This is a genomic window from Psychrobacter sp. Pi2-51, from assembly GCF_904846665.1.
Classification (GTDB): domain Bacteria; phylum Pseudomonadota; class Gammaproteobacteria; order Pseudomonadales; family Moraxellaceae; genus Psychrobacter; species Psychrobacter glaciei.
Genome location: NZ_CAJHBP010000001.1, coordinates 252,949 through 271,537, shown reverse-complemented (window position 1 = coordinate 271,537; position 18,589 = coordinate 252,949). Strand labels below are relative to the sequence as shown.

At 45.3% G+C, this 18,589-nt stretch carries 14 protein-coding genes; all 14 read left to right on the top strand.

All coding sequences use genetic code 11. The features are described 5' to 3' along the window. Nucleotides 1-184: 184 nt before the first annotated feature. Nucleotides 185-1,738, top strand: coding sequence for a TerC family protein (locus JMY08_RS01075; RefSeq protein WP_320157781.1), 1,554 nt, complete (start codon nucleotides 185-187; stop codon nucleotides 1,736-1,738). A 330-nt stretch (nucleotides 1,739-2,068) separates the two neighbouring features. Beyond that, the gene (gene kdpF / locus JMY08_RS14180) at nucleotides 2,069-2,179 is read left to right on the top strand and encodes a K(+)-transporting ATPase subunit F (RefSeq protein WP_084212332.1); all 111 of its coding nucleotides are present in this window, start codon (nucleotides 2,069-2,071) and stop codon (nucleotides 2,177-2,179) included. Continuing rightward, complete coding sequence (gene kdpA, locus JMY08_RS01065; RefSeq protein WP_201588692.1) at nucleotides 2,179-3,891, top strand: potassium-transporting ATPase subunit KdpA; 1,713 nt, start codon at nucleotides 2,179-2,181, stop codon at nucleotides 3,889-3,891. Before kdpF ends, kdpA begins: the two co-directional genes overlap by 1 nt. Nucleotides 3,892-4,022: 131 nt before the next feature. Then, complete coding sequence (gene kdpB, locus JMY08_RS01060) at nucleotides 4,023-6,161, top strand: potassium-transporting ATPase subunit KdpB (protein ID WP_227679553.1); 2,139 nt, start codon at nucleotides 4,023-4,025, stop codon at nucleotides 6,159-6,161. Between the two features lie 21 nt (nucleotides 6,162-6,182). After that, nucleotides 6,183-6,908 (top strand): potassium-transporting ATPase subunit KdpC, encoded by a 726-nt coding sequence (kdpC, locus tag JMY08_RS01055; RefSeq protein WP_201588690.1) that lies wholly within the window; start codon nucleotides 6,183-6,185, stop codon nucleotides 6,906-6,908. Between the two features lie 31 nt (nucleotides 6,909-6,939). Continuing rightward, nucleotides 6,940-9,756, top strand: a complete 2,817-nt coding sequence (locus JMY08_RS01050; RefSeq protein WP_201588688.1) for a DUF4118 domain-containing protein — start codon at nucleotides 6,940-6,942, stop codon at nucleotides 9,754-9,756. A 98-nt stretch (nucleotides 9,757-9,854) separates the two neighbouring features. Next, nucleotides 9,855-10,541 carry a response regulator gene (locus JMY08_RS01045; protein WP_201588685.1) on the top strand — a complete coding sequence of 229 codons (687 nt, stop codon included), beginning with the start codon at nucleotides 9,855-9,857 and terminating at the stop codon, nucleotides 10,539-10,541. A gap of 429 nt (nucleotides 10,542-10,970) precedes the next feature. Next, nucleotides 10,971-12,281 carry an urea ABC transporter substrate-binding protein gene (urtA, locus tag JMY08_RS01040; RefSeq protein ID WP_201588969.1) on the top strand — a complete coding sequence of 437 codons (1,311 nt, stop codon included), beginning with the start codon at nucleotides 10,971-10,973 and terminating at the stop codon, nucleotides 12,279-12,281. 138 nt (nucleotides 12,282-12,419) lie between these two features. Further along, the gene (urtB, locus tag JMY08_RS01035) at nucleotides 12,420-14,219 is read left to right on the top strand and encodes an urea ABC transporter permease subunit UrtB (protein ID WP_201588667.1); all 1,800 of its coding nucleotides are present in this window, start codon (nucleotides 12,420-12,422) and stop codon (nucleotides 14,217-14,219) included. Nucleotides 14,220-14,229: 10 nt separating this feature from the next. Next, the gene (gene urtC / locus JMY08_RS01030) at nucleotides 14,230-15,300 is read left to right on the top strand and encodes an urea ABC transporter permease subunit UrtC (protein ID WP_010200558.1); all 1,071 of its coding nucleotides are present in this window, start codon (nucleotides 14,230-14,232) and stop codon (nucleotides 15,298-15,300) included. Further along, entirely contained in the window at nucleotides 15,300-16,286 is a 987-nt protein-coding gene (gene urtD / locus JMY08_RS01025) for an urea ABC transporter ATP-binding protein UrtD (RefSeq protein ID WP_201588664.1), read from the top strand. The genes urtC and urtD overlap by 1 nt, the downstream gene beginning before the upstream one ends. 46 nt (nucleotides 16,287-16,332) lie before the next feature. Next, on the top strand, nucleotides 16,333-17,031 hold the full coding sequence (gene urtE / locus JMY08_RS01020) for an urea ABC transporter ATP-binding subunit UrtE (RefSeq protein WP_201588661.1): 699 nt from the start codon (nucleotides 16,333-16,335) through the stop codon (nucleotides 17,029-17,031). Nucleotides 17,032-17,075: 44 nt separating this feature from the next. Then, nucleotides 17,076-18,065, top strand: coding sequence for an urease accessory protein UreD (locus tag JMY08_RS01015; protein ID WP_201588658.1), 990 nt, complete (start codon nucleotides 17,076-17,078; stop codon nucleotides 18,063-18,065). Nucleotides 18,066-18,215: 150 nt separating this feature from the next. Further along, a complete protein-coding gene (ureA, locus tag JMY08_RS01010; RefSeq protein ID WP_010200554.1) occupies nucleotides 18,216-18,518 on the top strand; it encodes an urease subunit gamma in 303 nt (100 codons plus the stop codon). Nucleotides 18,519-18,589: the final 71 nt, after the last annotated feature.

The following is an 18,589-nucleotide window of genomic DNA, read 5'->3' as shown; positions in this document are numbered from 1 at the left end:
TTAAAATTCATATGATGTCATTCTAGTATTTTCTCTATACAATCGTTTTATCATCGTTCAGCAAACATACCATGAACAAGTTGAATATAAAATTTACACTTAACTCCAAAAAATCAAAATAATCACTATCACGATTTAATAATGAACAGCCCCTAAACCTTTTTAATAGAGAGTATTCAATTAAATGATAGAGCTTCTAAGCGATCCTTCGATATGGCTTGGTTTCTTCACACTTGTTAGTCTTGAGATTATCTTGGGTATTGATAATCTCGTTTTCATTGCCATTCTCGCTAATAAACTTCCCCCGCATCAACGCAGTAAAGCGCGCAATCTGGGTCTTGGGCTCGCGCTCATTATGCGCTTAGGCCTGCTGTTTGTGATGTCATGGCTCATAACTTTGACCGAACCTGTAGTGAGTTATGGCGCGTTTGATTTATCGGTCAGAGATTTGATCTTAATTGTCGGCGGCTTCTTTTTATTACTCAAAGCCACGCTTGAGCTACATGAACGCCTAGAAGGTAAGCTTGAGACCAATAACAATAGCAAAGTCTACGCAGGCTTTGCCGCTGTCGTTGCCCAAATCGTTATCCTAGATGCCGTATTCTCGTTTGATGCGGTCATCACGGCAGTCGGCATGGTCAAGCATTTAGAAGTGATGATGGCCGCGGTTATTGTGGCGATGGCGGTAATGGTTTTGGCAGCCAAAACCTTAACAGATTTTGTCGGTAAGCACCCGACTGTCGTTATCTTATGCTTAAGCTTCTTACTTATGATCGGCTTTAGCTTGATCGTTGAAGGTTTAGGCTTTCATATTCCAAAAGGCTACTTATATGCCGCCATTGGTTTCTCTATTATTATTGAAGCCTTTAATCAATTCATGCAGCGTAACCGTACGAAATATGAAAGCGCCATTCCGCTACGCGACCGAACCGCAGATAACATCTTAAGACTGATGGGCGGCAAAACCGCTAACCATGAGGAAGAGTCACTCACAGAAGACGATATCTCAGTACAGACCATCCCTTTTGCAGAAGAAGAGCGCTACATGATTAGTGGGGTGCTGGCGCTTGGTGAACGTGATGTTGAAACCATCATGACGCCGCGCTCAGAGATATCTTGGGTGAATATCGAAGGCAGTCTAGACGAGATTCGCGAGCAAGTATTATCCACGCCGCACAGCTTATTACCTATTTGCCAAGGGCATTTAAACAAGGTGCTCGGCGTCGTACGGGCCAAAGATATCTTGGCGGCACTCGACAAACAACCTGACGATATTCATCTGGCTCTAGCACCTTTACTCAGCAAGCAGCAGCCCGTTTTTGTCTCTGACACCATTGATAATTTACGTCTTATCAATTTGCTCAAGAATGCCAAAGGTAACTTGGCAATCGTAGTCGATGAGTATGGGCAAGTGGCAGGACTGGTGACGCCTTTAGATTTATTTGAAGCGATTGCTGGGGAATTCCCTGATGAAGATGAGACGTTAGTGATTTTCAAACAAGAAGATCACTGGATAGCTGAGGGCACTATTAGCTTGGATCAGTTGCGCCTTGAACTAAACGAGCCAAACCTATTAGCAGATGCCGAGCAGCTGACCATCGGTGGCTATATCAATTTTAAACTCGATGGCATTGCGCAAGTGAATGAGCACGTCAGCAGCGAAGGTTATACCTTTACTGTGTTAGAGACGCTGTCCGCAAGAATTCTTTTGGTCAAAATTGAAAAAGAGCTCAGTTAATAACATTGTCAATAATAGTCATGACTTATATGGCTAGTGCTAAGCGTGCTAGCTATAACCTTAAAGACTTCCCTTCCATTTTATTAACTTCCGGCAAAACACATTGCTAGCCTATAGCAATATCCTCACTCTAAAAAATATCTAAACAATGCCTTAAAAACTAAGGCTTTCTGCTCATCTTACATTTTAACACTGCCCATCTTTATACTTTCTTTATATCCCACCGCGTTATCTTGACAACACTTTTATACCCCTCTCGGCATACTGTTGCTATTAATAAGTAAGCAATAAAGAAGTAATAAAAGATCAGTCTAACCATCGCTGATCTTCATGGTTCATTGTGCGTTTTTGGAGAGTGTCATGGAAGTTTTTGCAGGGTTTCTAGCCCTCGGTTTATTCATCTATTTGTTATATGTACTGATTAAACCGGAGGCATTTTAATGACAATATATGCGCTATCACAGCTGGTTATTTATCTAATCGTTCTATTTACTTTAGGGTATTTTCTATCAGGTTACCTGCTACAAAGGATGCAAGCCCCTGTCTCTCGGCTTGAATCCCGTATTTTTACGACGCTAGGTATGATCGGTCAAGATACCAAAGGCAACCCTGCTTTTGGTATGAATTGGAAGCAGTACGCTGGCGCCATTGTGCTATTTAACCTCATTGGATTGTTGGGGTTATTTGTGTTGCAACTGGTGCAAGGACACTTGCCGCTAAACCCTGCCAATATGTCAGGCGTCACGTGGGACTTGGCGATGAATACCGCCATTAGTTTTATTACCAATACCAATTGGCAAGCTTACGGCGGCGAAAGTAGCATGAGCTACCTAACCCAAATGATGGGCATGTCGTTGCAAAATTTCTTATCAGCCGCAACCGGTATCGTGGTGGCTTTTGCCTTAATGCGTGGTCTGGTATTTAAAAAGAGTGCGCACCTGGGTAATGCTTGGATAGATTTGTGGCGCTGTAATCTTTATATTTTGTTGCCGATAGCAGCAATTATAGCCGTGCTGTTAATGAGCCAAGGCGTGATACAAACGCTATCCATGTATACCGAGGTGCAGACCTTACAAGGTGAGTCGCAAACGATTGCTTTGGGCCCTGTTGCCTCGCAAGAAGCGATTAAGATACTCGGCACCAACGGCGGTGGCTTTTTTAATGCCAACTCTGCCCACCCGTTTGAGAATCCCACGCCCTTTTCTAATTTTATCCAAATGTTGGCTATTTTCCTTATCCCAACGTCGCTTTGTTTTTGTCTTGGTAAAATAAGCGGCAACCTAAAGCAAGGTATCGCTATCTTAAGTGCTATGACGGTCTTGTTTATAGCGATGTATTCTTTGACCGTCAGCAGCGAGCTTGCCGGCAACCCTTGGTTAACGTCACAAGTTCAAGGCCTTACCGATGCTAGTGTGAGCGGCAACATGGAGGGCAAAGAAGTGCGTTTCGGCATTGTTGCCACGTCACTGTTTGCCACGATTACCACTGCCGCTTCGTGCGGAGCCGTCAACGCCATGCATGATTCATTTACGCCCCTCGGTGGACTGAGCACTATGTTGCAGATGCAATTGGGCGAAGTGGTCTTCGGCGGTGTGGGTGCAGGTCTCTACGGTATGCTGCTATTTGCCATCTTGGCGGTATTTATATCGGGGCTGATGATTGGGCGTACTCCCGAATATCTTGGCAAAAAAATCGAACCGTTTGAGATGAAAATGGTGGTTTTGGGCTTATTGGCCGCGCCAACGATGGTGCTAGTAGGCACGGCTATTAGCGTGATGACGACCAGTGGGCAAGCCGGTATCTTCAATCCTGGTGCTCATGGTTTTAGTGAAGTACTCTATGCCTTTAGCTCGGCGGCCAACAATAATGGCTCTGCCTTTGCAGGCTTGGGTGCCAACTCTGTGTTTTATAACTCTATGCTTGGGCTGGCGATGTTGGTTGGTCGCTTTGGCGTCATTATTCCGGTGTTGGCTTTAGCAGGATCGTTGGCCAAGAAACCCAGATTAGAGGTTAATAGCGGCACCTTGCCAACCACCACCCCATTATTTGTCGGGCTTTTGGTCGGCACAGTATTGATGATTGGCGCTCTGACTTTTGTCCCTGCTTTAGCTCTCGGACCCATCATAGAGCAGATTTGGATGTTGGGAGGCTAGCCGATTAAGTATAGGCAAGCATTAGACGAGTCGTTATTTAATTAGTTAGTTGGTTAACTTATTACTAATAACGTGACTCGCTACCCAATAGTGAATCGACCCATTTTATGATTACGTGAGGAATACAAAACATGAGCGTTTTATCAGACACTAATACACAGGCTGAAAATTTGCAGTCGCAGCAAGACCCCAATCATTCAAACTTACCTGAAACACCAGCACAAGGCCTCCTTGATCCTGCTTTGATCAAGCCCGCCCTAAAAGACGCTTTACTTAAGCTTGATCCAAGAGTGCAATGGCGCAATCCGGTGATGTTTGTGGTTTATATTGGCTCGCTACTGACCAGTATCTTAGCCATTACGATGTTGATTCAAGGGCAATCTGGTATTGTTTTCACCCTATCCATTACCTTTTGGCTGTGGTTTACCCTACTGTTTGCAAACTTTGCAGAAGCACTAGCCGAAGGGCGTAGTAAAGCCCAAGCTGCCAGTCTCAAACAGGCACGTCAAGACGTGCAAGCTCGCAGGCTTGCGGGCATTGACAGGCATTCTGTACCTACCATGATTCAGGCAACTGAACTTAAGCAAGATGATATCGTTCTGGTCAATGCAGGCGAGATCATTCCTGCTGATGGTGAAGTCATAGAAGGTCTAGCATCCGTTGACGAATCCGCAATCACCGGCGAGTCTGCACCCGTCATTCGTGAAAGTGGTGGTGATTTCAATGCGGTGACAGGTGGCACTAAGGTGTTATCTGACTGGTTGATGATACGTATTACCCAAGCCCCTGGACAAGGATTTTTGGATCGTATGATTGCCTTGGTAGAAGGCGCCAAACGCACTAAGACACCAAATGAGATAGCGTTGACCATTTTGTTGGTGGCGTTAACCCTGATATTTTTGCTGGTATGTGTGACCTTATTGCCTTTTTCACAGTTTGCTGTGCTGTCTTCGGGCAATGGCGAGCCGATATCGATTGTGGTCTTAGTGGCGCTGTTGGTCTGCTTGATACCGACGACGATTGGTGGTTTGTTATCAGCGATTGGCGTGGCAGGCATGAGCCGGATGATGCAGGCCAATGTCATCGCGACCTCTGGACGCGCGGTAGAAGCGGCAGGCGACGTTGATGTTTTGCTACTAGATAAGACCGGCACGATTACCTATGGCAATCGACAAGCGTCGCAATTTATACCAGCGCACGGGGTGACAGAAAGTCAGCTTGCGGAAGTGGCACTAATCAGCTCATTAACTGATGAGACACCAGAAGGTCGCAGTATCGTCAAGCTTGCCCAACGCCGATTTGATATTGATGAAAATACATGGAAAGAAAAGCCGTTTGACACCATCGAATTTACCGCGCAAACGCGTATGAGTGGCACAGATATCGAGCAGCGCCATATCCGTAAAGGGGCGTTTGATGCCATCGTAAAATGGGTAGAAGCACAAGGCGGTACCTTACCTACTAATCTACAGCAACAAGTAGAAGAAGTCGCGCGCCGTGGTAGTACGCCGCTACTGGTCGCCGATAGTCAGCAGTTGCTTGGCGTCATCGAGCTCAAAGATGTGGTCAAAGCCGGCATAAAAGAGCGCTTTGCCGAGCTGCGCAAGATGGGCATTACCACCGTGATGATTACGGGCGATAACCCTCTGACAGCGGCGGCCATTGCTGCTGAAGCGGGCGTCGATGACTTTATGGCGGAGGCAACCCCCGAGCAAAAGCTTGAGCGAATACGCAGCTATCAACGTCAAGGTAAGCTAGTCGCTATGACCGGCGATGGCACCAATGATGCACCGGCACTGGCGCAAGCGGATGTGGCTGTTGCTATGAATAGTGGCACTCAAGCAGCTAAAGAAGCGGCCAACATGGTCGACTTGGACTCAAATCCGACCAAGCTGATTGAAGTGGTGCAAACCGGTAAGCAGATGCTCATGACTCGCGGCGCACTAACGACATTTAGCTTGGCAAATGATATCGCCAAATACTTTGCCATTATTCCAGCCGCCTTTGCCAGCACCTACCCTGCGCTTGGGGTATTGGACATTATGCAACTAGGCAGTCCTCAAAGCGCGATTTTATCGGCTATTATTTTTAATGCGTTGATTATTGTGTTTCTGATTCCACTGGCGCTGCGCGGCGTGACTTATAGACCTGATTCTGCCATCAATCTATTACGGCGCAACTTGCTGATATACGGCTTGGGCGGGTTGGTGCTTCCCTTTGTCGGTATTAAAGTAATCGATATGCTCATTAATGCCTTGCACTTGGTATAACCAACGATACGGATGACGACTATGCAACCTAATAAATCTACGCAACTTGATATTTCTGTGCAATCTAGTAAGTCTATAGAATCTGTTCCTGTTGACTCTAAATACCACCAAGCGGATGAAAATACTCTTTCTAAATTGGACAATTCTGTATTGGACAATAGTGCTACTCGTATGCCGATGCTCAAACCCGCTTTCTCATTATTTATAGCCTTGGCAATTATTTTAGGGTTATGCTATCCCTTATTGATGACCGGCGTTGCCCAAGTGACCATGGCGGATAAAGCCAATGGCAGCTTGATAGAACATAATGGCAGTTTGGTGGGCTCTGCGCTTATCGGTCAGCGCTTTGATCAGCTAGAATACCTATGGACGCGCCCATCAGCAGCGGGAGACGGTTATGATGCCGCGCAATCTTCGGGGAGTAATTTGGGGCCTCTAAATCCTGAATTAGTGACTGGTGTGGAGGCACAAGTACAAAGACTAAAAGCCGCTGATCCACAAAACACCGCGCCTATCCCTCTTGATTTGGTCACGATGTCAGGCAGTGGTTTAGACCCGCACATCTCACCAGCGGCAGCCGAGTGGCAAGTCAACAGAGTGGCGCGTATTCGTGGCATCAGTGCTGAACAAGTCCAAACCGCCATCGATGAGCATACAGAAGCGCGACAATTCAATCTGTTCGGCGAACCGCGCGTGAATGTATTGGCAGTCAACTTAGCCTTAGATGACATGGCAGTCGTTAAATGAGTCAACCCATTAATCAGCAGTGAGCATCAGCATGAGTGAGCAGCGCCCCAATCCAGAGGATTTACTGCAGCAAATAAAACAGCAAGAAAATACGCGCAGCAGAGGTAAACTAAAAATCTTTTTTGGGTCATCAGCAGGCGTTGGCAAGACTTATGACATGCTCTCTGCCGCCCATCGAGATCAAGCACATGGACTGGATGTCTTAGTCGGCATCGTAGAAACTCATGGCCGCAGTGAAACGGCAGCATTGTTAGATGGATTGACAATACTGCCGTTACGTCAGGTTGAGTATCGAGAGCAAACCTTGGCGGAGTTTGATATTGATGGGGCTTTGGCGCGGCATCCAGATATTTTATTGGTTGATGAGCTGGCGCATAGCAATATCCCAGGCTCCAGGCACCCAAAACGCTGGCATGACGTTGAGGAGTTATTAAAGGCAGGCATCAGCGTCTATACCACGGTTAATGTTCAGCATTTAGAAAGCCTGAATGATGTGGTGAATCAAATCACAGGGGTTGTGGTACAAGAAACCATCCCCGATTGGTTCTTTGATCAGGCCAATGAGGTGGTATTGGTCGACCTGCCAGCCGATGAGCTATTATCGCGACTGCATGATGGCAAAGTCTATATTCCCAGTCAAGCCAAGCACGCGATAGAAAACTTCTTTCGAAAGGGCAATCTGATTGCTCTGCGCGAGCTGGCATTACGCCGCACTGCCGACCTAGTCGATGCCGATATGCGAGATTATCGCAATCAATCGCGTATTTCATCCATCTGGAATACCACCGATCAGTTATTAGTGGGTATCAGTACGCGCGCCCATAGCGAGCGCCTTATCCGTCATGCCGCACGACTTGCCAGCAGTTTACACTCGCAGTGGTATGTCATCTATGTCGAGACACCACGAAATGCCTATAAACTGTCAAAAAACAAGCAAAGCATTTTAGAAGCATTACGCTTAGCAGATGAGTTGGGCGCCAAGACAGAAATTATAAATGCTATTAGCGTCGCTGAAGGCTTGGTCAGTTACGCCCATCAATTTAATATTGGACGTATTATTATCGGGCAGAATCACTCTAAATCGTATTATGATCGATCATTGGTCAAGCAAATCTCACAGCAGGATATGAATTTAGATTTGATACTCGTCAATCAAGCCAAAAAGACAAAAAATCTCAGTAGCAAACGACAACGGCCTACTTGGGATATGACTGCCCTAGCCTCTAAAGACAATCGCATTGGTTATCTGATGGCCGTTTTAGGTTGTACGCTCGTTACCGTCAGCCTAGTTGCTTTGACTCGCTGGTTCGATTTAGCCAATGTGGTGATGCTGTATTTGTTGGTCATTGTGTTCATTTCGGTTCGCTTTGGACGCGCCCCTGGTATCTTTGCGGCGCTCTTAAGTGTCATCAGCTTTGACTTGTTTTTTGTGGAGCCTAAGCTTTCTTTTAGCGTCAGCGATGTGCAGTACTTAGTCACGTTTGCGGTGATGATTGTCGTCTCACTGATTATCAATAACTTAGCGGTTGGACTGCGCTTTCAGGCGCAAAATGCCCGTAGACGTGAGCAACAAGCGATCTCTATGAGTCATTTGGCACAAAGCCTCAGTGCGGCGCGCAAAAATGAAGAGATCATCAACCAAGCTATTATTTGGCTGACCAAGCATATCGCTAGTAAAGCGCTTATGGCGATGCCCAATGCTGACGGTAAATTGACTGTCGTCTCAGAATCGAGTATTCCTTCAGAGTTCAATTGGAATGTGACCCAATGGGTGTTTGATCATAAGGAAAGCGCGGGTCTAGCGACGCATACGCTGGCCGCCAATCCTATGCACTATCGGGCGCTTGCGACTTCAAGTCAGGTACTGGCAGTATTGGCACTGATGCCAACCGATATTGATAACTTTAATCAACCAGAACAACAACGTACCCTCGATGTCGCGATTGCCCAAATCACTTTGGCGTTAGAGCGCGTCTATTACGCCAAAATCGCACAAAATGCCCTTATCAAAGTAGAGTCAGAACGCCTGCGCGGCTCGCTATTATCCGCGTTGTCTCACGATATTCGGACTCCGATTACCGTGCTATCAGGTTTGGCCGCTTGTCTTGCCAGCCAAAACCTAGCGCCTGCTGAACAAAAGCAGCTTGCTATCGATATTGAACAGCAAGCCAACGTCATTCAGCGTTTGGTCATCAATATCTTAGATTATGTAGCGCTGCAATCCGGCGGTATGAAACTCAATAAGCAATGGGTAAGCTTAGAAGAGATTATCGGTAGTAATATACGCCAACTTGAACCGTATCTACAAAATCGGCAAGTCAAAATAGACGTGGCCAGTGCAGTCGATTTTATCTATACCGATGAATTAATCTTGGCGCGGATTTTAAATAATCTGCTGACCAATGCCATTAACTACACTCCAGACAACGCAGCTATCACTATTCAAGCGACACTCACTAATCAGCACACTGCTCAAAATTTGCAAAATAATAATCCCGTGCAAAACAATAAAATCGTGCAAAGCTACCAAATAACAGTGACAGATAACGGTCAAGGGCTGCCAATAGGGATGGAAGCGCAAATATTTGAACGTTTTACCCGCGGTGATAGTGAAAGTAATACCACAGGATTGGGATTAGGACTGGCGCTCAGTAGAGATCTAGTCAAGCACTTAGGCGGCACGCTAAACGCGAGCAATATACAACCGCACGGCGCGCAATTTGTTATAGTGCTACCGTGGCAGCCTTTAGAAAATCTATATATGTTTGATGATAAATTCACATCAAGCATGACTCATACAGATGAAAGCATAGATGCAAGCATAACTACCAGTTCAGAAAACTCATAAAACAAGTCTATTCAACAATGTTAGAAACTTGGGCACAATTATTATTTCATTACCTCATTACTGCCTCAAGCTTCCCCTATAAGTAGCAAATCCCTACTATGAAAACCATCTTAATCATTGAAGACGAAGCCCATATCGCAAGATTTATCAAATCAGCCATGGAACAAGAAGGCTACCAAGTCTACGCTGCCGATAGCTCGCAACGCGGGTTGATTGAAGCCGCCTCTCGCCGTCCAGACTTATTGATATTAGACTTAGGTCTCCCAGATGCGGATGGTTGTGATGTCATCTCAGATATTAGGGCTTGGTCATCGTTGCCCATTTTAGTACTGTCGGCTCGCAGTGATGAGCAAGATAAGATTAGAGCTTTAAATTTGGGCGCCGATGATTATTTGGTAAAACCCTTTAGCATGGGCGAGCTAATCGCTAGAGTCAACGCCCAAATGCGGCGCTGGCAAGCCAGTTATGAAGCGCCGGTTGTATTAGCATTAGGCAATGTCACTATTGATTTGGCACAACGGCAAGTTAAGAAAAACGGTACAGATATTCATTTAACGCCGATTGAATATCGCTTACTGACTGTACTGATTAAAAACGCTGAAAAGGTCATGACGCATCAGCAACTGCTAAACGACGTCTGGGGTAAAGGTCACAACCATCAAGAGCATTATGTACGCATATTTATGTCAAATTTACGCCAAAAGCTAGAGGACAACCCTTCAAGACCTAGTTATTTCTTCACTGAGATTGGCGTTGGCTATAAGCTGCATATTCCTAAAAGCTAATTTGGATTACAGCGACACAAGACAAGAGCTGTGCTCGTAGTGGGAGTAGAATTCAAAATAATTTGGGCTATAAAAAGCCAAAACAGATGTGATTTGACTTGTACCATTAAGCTGCGTAACTAAAACCTCCCAAGCTTGTTTGTACGGATTTGACATTGACAGTATAAGTCACTTTTTAACCAGACACAGATGGTGCATAGAAAACCATAAAAACCATCATGGTGCGAAAAAAGTGCAATATCTCCTAAAAAGACCGATATTGGTGCGTTTATTTTGTATTTTGGAATGGCATAAATATTGAAGTATTAATAGCAGTTAGGAATGGTTTGTTAACTCGGCCTGCCAAGCTGCTACTTTATCTTTTTGGAGAAATACATGTCTTTATTGCCAACGCTTATCACTGCTACTCCTATAAGTACAAATTATCGTATCGACTCAAAACTCACATCACGTTTGTCTCTACTAGCAGTAGCTGTCGTAGGTAGCTTAAGCCTTATAGGTTGTCAGAAACCTGCGGAAACTAGTGCTGAAACCAATTCTACAGCCACAAAAACTGAAACGGCCGAGACCGCTACTACCCCTGCGGCAGATGGTGACACCATCAAAGTAGGCATCTTGCATTCTTTATCTGGAACGATGGCCATCTCTGAAACATCATTAAAAGATACTGCTCTCATGACCATTGATGAAATTAATGCCAATGGTGGTGTGTTGGGTAAGCAGCTAGAGCCAATCGTCGTAGATCCCGCTTCTGATTGGCCGTTATTCGCTGAAAAAGCACGTCAGCTGTTAACTCAAGACAAAGTGGATGTCATATTTGGAGGTTGGACATCGGTGTCACGTAAGTCCGTGCTGCCTGTCGTTGAAGAGCTAAATGGCCTTATGTTCTACCCCGTGCAGTACGAGGGTCAAGAGCAGTCAAAAAATATTTTCTACACTGGGGCGGCACCTAACCAACAAGCTATTCCTGCCGTTGAATACTTAATGAGTCCAGAGGGCGGTAGTGCAGAACGCTTTGTCTTACTTGGCACAGATTATGTCTATCCTCGGACTACTAACCAGATACTGCGTGCTTTCTTGAAGTCTAAAGGCGTCGCTGAAAAAGACATCATGGAAGAGTATACCCCTTTCGGTTTTAGCAACTATCAGACCATCGTTGGCAATATTAAAAGCTTCTCTACTGGTAAAAAGACGGCGGTTATCTCTACCATTAATGGGGATTCAAACGTACCCTTTTATCGTGAGCTTGCCAACCAAGGTATTAAAGCCTCTGATATCCCAGTCATGGCATTCTCAGTAGGAGAAGAAGAGCTTCGCGGTATCGATACCAGCTTATTGCAAGGGCATTTGGCGTCATGGAACTACTTTATGTCGGTTAAAAATCCTGTCAATAGCGGCTTCACCAAAAAGTATAAGAAATATGCGCTAGATCATAAGCTACCGAATGCTGAAAAGGTCGTGACCAATGATCCTATGGAAGCCACCTACGTAGGTATCAATATGTGGAAACAAGCAGTCGAAAAAGCAGGTACCACTAATGTCGATAAAGTGCGTATCAGTATGGGAGGTCAGACTTTTGACGCGCCATCAGGGTATACATTGAAAATGGATGAGGAAAACCATCATTTATGGAAGCCTGTCATGATCGGTCAAATCCGTGCCGATGGTCAGTTCGATGTGATCAGCAAAACGCCAAAAGTCATTCGTGCTGAGCCATGGAGTCAGTACATTCCTAAATAAGGTTATGGTCACCCAAGCCTTAGTCCCTAATCCTTAGCCCCTTAATGGTATCAATACCAGCAACCCTTTAGCTCCTCTACTGATAAAACAGTTTTCAGTAGAGGTTAGAGGAGTGTTGACTGCAAAAAAGGAACCATCATGTCACATTACCCTTCCTATTATAAAAGTGACGCGCAAGCCAATTATTCTAATAAGACTTTTATCATCGCCTTACTATCTTTACTCCTCCTCATTGCTATCACATCAGCTGCTCATGCTCACGAGACACCAGCAGTACACAGCCATGGCGAGAAACTATCGACTAATACTGTGGCAGCGACATCCAATGCTGTAAGTGAAGAGATCTTGCTTGCTCAAGACGACACCCTACTTGCTCAAAATAAGCAGTCTCTTACTACGCCTGCTAATCTTGCGATAAGTAAAGGGGATGCTATCGAGCAGTTCGTTGCTGCTGACTTCACCAAGCGCCAAACCATGCTCAACCAGTGGCCGGGATCAGTTGAGAGTTTGGATACTTTAGTTGAGCTGATAAAAAACGATGAGCTATACCAAGGCAATGGCGGGAAAACCTACCTACTTAACAGCGAAGATGAGCTATTTACTTATCCTGTTAAGCAGCTGACCACCGAGTGGCCGAGTGACTTGGCGCAAGTGACTTTGACCAATACGCTACGCTCAGCCTTAGTATTTGGACAAGCCAAGGTTAAGCTTGAGTCAAACGATCCTACGCAACGTATGCAGGCAGTTGCTATCTTAGCGGACAATATCGAGCAGCTAGATCCAGCACTCATAAGTACTGCTGCCACTAATGAGGAAGACGACGACGTCAAAACGGCGTTGAGTACTTTACAAGCGAGGATTGATTTTAGAGATGGCGACGTCGCCAAGCAAATTGCCGCGATTACCGTGCTCGCCGATAGCGATAGCCCACAAGTCTTAGTTGATGTCAAAAAAGCATTGGCGGCGGATAATATCGATCCTGTACTCAAATCTGCGCTGTTAGATGCTGAGGATAGTATTGAGCAGCGCATTACCATCAGTACTTGGATAGGTCATCTATTCACGGGGCTTAGCACGGCAAGTATCTTACTACTCGCGGCATTAGGGCTTGCCATTACCTTTGGTCTGCTTGGGGTCATCAATATGGCTCACGGTGAGCTCATTATGATTGGTGCTTACGCCACTTATATGGTGCAAAATCTCTTTCAAGCGTATTTTCCTAGTATGACTGGATGGTATCTGGTTGCTGCTATACCCGTCGCTTTCTTAGTCAGTGCCATTATCGGCATGATTATCGAACGAATCATTATTCGCCCGCTTTACGGTCGTGAGCTTGAAACCTTGCTGGCAACCTTCGGTGTCAGTCTGATTCTTATGCAGTTGGTTCGGATGATATTTGGCGCGCAAAACGTCGAAGTCAGCAATGTCGACTGGTTGAGCGGTGCTTATCAAGTGTCCTCGAGCCTTGTGCTTCCCTTCAACCGTATCGCTATTATTGGCTTTACCATCATTATTCTTATGCTACTGGTGTACTTACTGAACAAGACTCGTTTCGGGCTATTTGTGCGCGCTGTCACTCAAAACCGGCAAATGGCACGTGCAGTGGGTATCTCATCTGCTCGCATCGACATGTTGGCTTTTGGGCTTGGCTCGGGCCTCGCAGGTCTCGCTGGCTGTGCTTTGGCGCAAGTAGGCAATGTCGGACCCGACCTAGGTCAAACTTATATTATTGATGCGTTCTTAGTCGTCGTGGTTGGCGGTGTTGGGCAAGTATGGGGCGCGGTATTGGCATCTTTAGGTCTTGGTGTCAGTGGTACGGTGCTTGAGATTGGCATTGGTGCTGTGATGGCTAAGATTGTATTACTGGTTCTTGTGATTTTGTTTATTCAAAAACGTCCACAAGGTTTATTTGCCCTCAAAGGCCGTTTTGTGGATTAAGGAGAACCTCATGCGTTTGACTCAATTATTATCTGATTCCCCACGTAATGCCATTTTGATTGGTTTGTGTTTTTTAGTGCTACTCATATTGCCTTGGCTCCATTTACTACCTGAAACCTCTAGTTTTCACCTGTCTGCTTACTGGATAACTTTGATTGGTAAAATAATGGCGCTCGCCATGGTAGCACTGGCTTTAGACTTGGTCTGGGGCTATGCCGGTATCCTAAGCTTAGGTCATGGTCTTTATTTTGCGCTAGGAGGTTATGCCTTTGGCATGTATTTGACGCGTGAAACTGCTGGCACAGGCTTGCCAGACTTTATGCGTTTCTTAAGTTGGACCGAGCTGCCGTGGTATTGGGCAGGCACTCAACATTTCTGGTGGGCGATGGCTCTAGTGGTATTAGTTCCGGGTCTAGTCGCTTTTATCTTTGGCTATTTTGCTTTTCGCTCCAAGATCAAAGGGGTTTATTTTTCGATTATTACTCAAGCCATGACCTATGCGGCCGCCTTATTATTCTTCCGTAACGAAACAGGCTTTGGTGGCAACAATGGCTTCACAGGTTTTACCACGCTATTAGGCTATGACATCACTGCCTCTTCAACGAGAGCTGTGCTGTGTTTTACGACCGCTTTGGCGCTGCTACTGTCCTATCTTGGACTACGCTATCTGATGAGCCAGCCTTATGGGCGCGTGCTCGGTGCCATTCGTGATAGTGAAAATCGATTGCAGTATTTAGGCTATCGCACGCTTTGGTACAAGCTTTCTGCTTGGGTATTGTCTGCAGTCATTGCTGGTATCGCTGGTGCTCTATATGTACCGCAAGTTGGCATCATTAACCCCGGTGAGATGAACCCTGTTAACTCTATCGAGATGGCAGTATGGGTAGCTGCGGGAGGAAGAGGTTCACTCATTGGTGCTATCGTAGGCGCAGGTGCAATCAATGCAATTAAGACTTACTTTACCGTCGCCTACCCTGAGTTTTGGTTGCTTATCCTAGGTGGATTATTTGTGGTGGTTACTTTATTTCTCCCTAACGGCATCATTGGCGTACTTGATCGTTTTAAAAAGGAAAAAGAATAATGTTACTAACTAATGCTGCTACTTCTAATGTTGCTACTTCCCAAAAAGTTACTAACGATGCGCTTGTTAAAAACAATCCTAGTATCAATAATCCTAGTATCAATAATCCAATGAAAAACTCTAAAAATACACCACACATAACGGTCGCAGAAAACACGCCTACCCGACCAGTCACTACTTTGGCTGAAGATTACGGAGATAGTGGTGGCTTGGCGCATCCTGTCCCCAAAGCAGGGCCAGATATGAGACATGGTATTGCGCTGTATTTAGAAGACGTTAGCGTGTGGTTTGACTCGTTCCGTGCACTCAATGATTTATCTTTATACATTGAGGCAGGCGAGCTACGCTGCATCATCGGCCCTAATGGCGCAGGTAAGACGACTTTAATGGATGTCATCACTGGTAAAACACGTCCTACTAAAGGCAGTACATTTTTCGGTCAAGTACATAATTTAGCCAAACTATCTACCGAAGAAATAGCCGAAGCAGGCATTGGTCGTAAGTTTCAAAAACCTACCGTGTTTGAGAAATTTACCGTACTCGATAACTTAATGCTGGCCGCGCCAAAGGATAAGCGGGTATCAAAAAGCTGGTTTACTCGTATTGATACAGAAATCCAAGATACGCTTGACTCAACGCTTGATCAAATACGCCTAAAAGATCTGATTAACAAGCCAGCAGGACTGTTATCTCATGGTCAAAAACAGTGGCTAGAGATTGGGATGTTGTTGATGCAAAGACCAAAACTTATCTTACTTGATGAACCAGTGGCAGGCATGACAGATGCCGAAACGGAACATACCGCTGAGTTATGTCTGCGCCTCAAGAAGAATCATACTTTAATCGTGGTTGAGCATGATATGACTTTCATTGATGCCATCAGTGAGAAAGTAACGGTCTTAGCAAATGGCGCTATTTTGGCTGAAGGCACGTTGAGTGAAGTACAGAATAATGAGGCCGTTATTGAGACTTACTTGGGTCGATAATTGATAGTAGTGCTTAGAAATAGACCTAAAAAATAGAGGTGCTTATATGTTAGAAATTAATGCCATAAATCAATATTATGGTGGCAGTCACATTTTACGTGATGTCACCCTCGCCGCCCCTGTAGGAGAATGTAGCGTGGTACTGGGTCGTAATGGCGTCGGTAAAACCACCTTGCTTAAATGCTTGATGGGCATCCTACCAATAAAATCAGGTGAAATTTTATTAGACGGTAAGGACATTAGTCAGATGACGCCTGAGCAGCGTGTACGCGCAGGACTCGCTTATGTACCGCAAGGACGTGATATCTTTTCCACTTTGACCGTTGAAGAAAACATTCTGATTGGCATGGCGAAATTTTCTCAACGAAAAGCAAGCAAAGTACCCAAACACTTGTATGATATATTTCCAGTGCTGGACGAGATGAAGCATCGGCGCGGTGGCGATCTATCTGGCGGTCAGCAGCAGCAGCTCGCTATTGCTCGTGCGCTTGCCTCCGAGCCATCTGTGCTGGTACTTGATGAGCCGACTGAAGGTATTCAGCCCTCTATCATTAAGGACATCGGGCGGGTCATTAGGGATTTGGGTTATCAAGGTGAAATGGCCATTGTACTGGTCGAGCAGTTTTATGAGTTTGCAGAAGAGCTTGCTGATAACTATACCGTGCTCTCTAGAGGACAAGTGGTTGCTCGAGGGGCTGGATGTGACATGGCAAAAAACAACATTCAAGAGCTGGTGGCAATCTAAAAGGACACTTTCTAAAAGGACACTTTCTAAAAGGGAACACAATTTTGACTTGGCAATCCTCACTACAGCTTCATTTCGACTGCGCCTCTAATACTGCAAAAACTCGGCTGTGTCATCGTGCCCATACTGGCGCACTTATGGTGCAGCGCGCGCTGTATCCTGAGCCTGATAGTACTGATAACAGCCAAGCAGGGATTTGCCATATTTATGTATTGTATCCTCCTGCTGGTATCGCCGATGATGACCGCTTAACATTGGAATTTAACCTACACTCTAACAGCCATGCGGTGATTACCACCCCTGGAGCCGGTAAATGGTACGGGCAACGCAAATCATTACGATCCTCTAGACCCAGCGACTCATCAAAATTTAACAACGGTACTCAATCGGCACATAGCAACACTTCTAACGACTGTTTTAATGATGTTGTCAGTGCTGAACAGCATATCGACGCCCGCCTCGATGACTATGCTGTCCTTGAATGGCTACCACAAGAAAGCATCTATTACGATTATTCCAACTCTAATGCGAATAACCGCTTTTATTTAGCTAAGACAGCAAGTTTGTTGACTTGGGATATTGCTGTGTTCGGACGTCAAGCGTATCAAGAGACGTTTGCTAATGGTCATTATGCCAACCGCTTAGAGATATGGCGTGAGAGTAATTTATTGGTCAGTGAGTGCACCTCCCAGCCAGCAAATACGCGCTGGTTTACCTCACCATTAGGACTGAACAATCAACATGTGCATGGCTCTTTTTGGGCAATACCTAGCACAGAGGTCATTGCACCTGAGTTACAGAATAATCCGCTCAAGCTCGGCCAATATTTAGATACCACTATTACCGAGATACGCCATCTCATTGATACGCAGTCATTACCTATTTATTGTACTCATAATTTTCAAGGTATTAATTGCCGTTATTTAGGGGCAGATGTGCGTGCGTGCTTTGACGCTTTTTACCAAATTCGAGAGCTTATCAGGTCTAAATGGTACAAGCTTGAGCCTCATCGACCAAGGATTTGGGACACCTAATACCATGTGCTCCCACTTAATCTCATCCCTGAACAATGCTTAATAAAATCAGAATGACTCTACTTAGTACATTTAACTTAGCCTATTTACTTTATAAAGATTAAAGACGAATCATAACCTTCAAAAGACAATAATTATTAAGGAAGTTTTATGCAGTTAAATCCTACAGAAAAAGATAAACTCTTACTATTTACCGCAGGCATGGTGGCGGAACGTCGTAAAAATCGCGGCGTCAAGCTTAATTATCCTGAGTCTATCGCTTACATTAGCATGTTACTAATGGAAGGCGCGCGTGATGGCAAAACCGTGGCGCAACTGATGAGTGAAGGAGCCACTTATCTCTCTGCCGATGACGTCATGGAAGGCATTGCAGAGATGATACATGATGTCCAAGTTGAAGCCACTTTCCCCGATGGCACTAAGCTGGTGACGGTACATAACCCCATCGTATAGCTTGTTTGCTATGGGGCCATATAAAACGATATTGAACTAGAGCCATTGCCGTAAGACGATTAAGGATAATA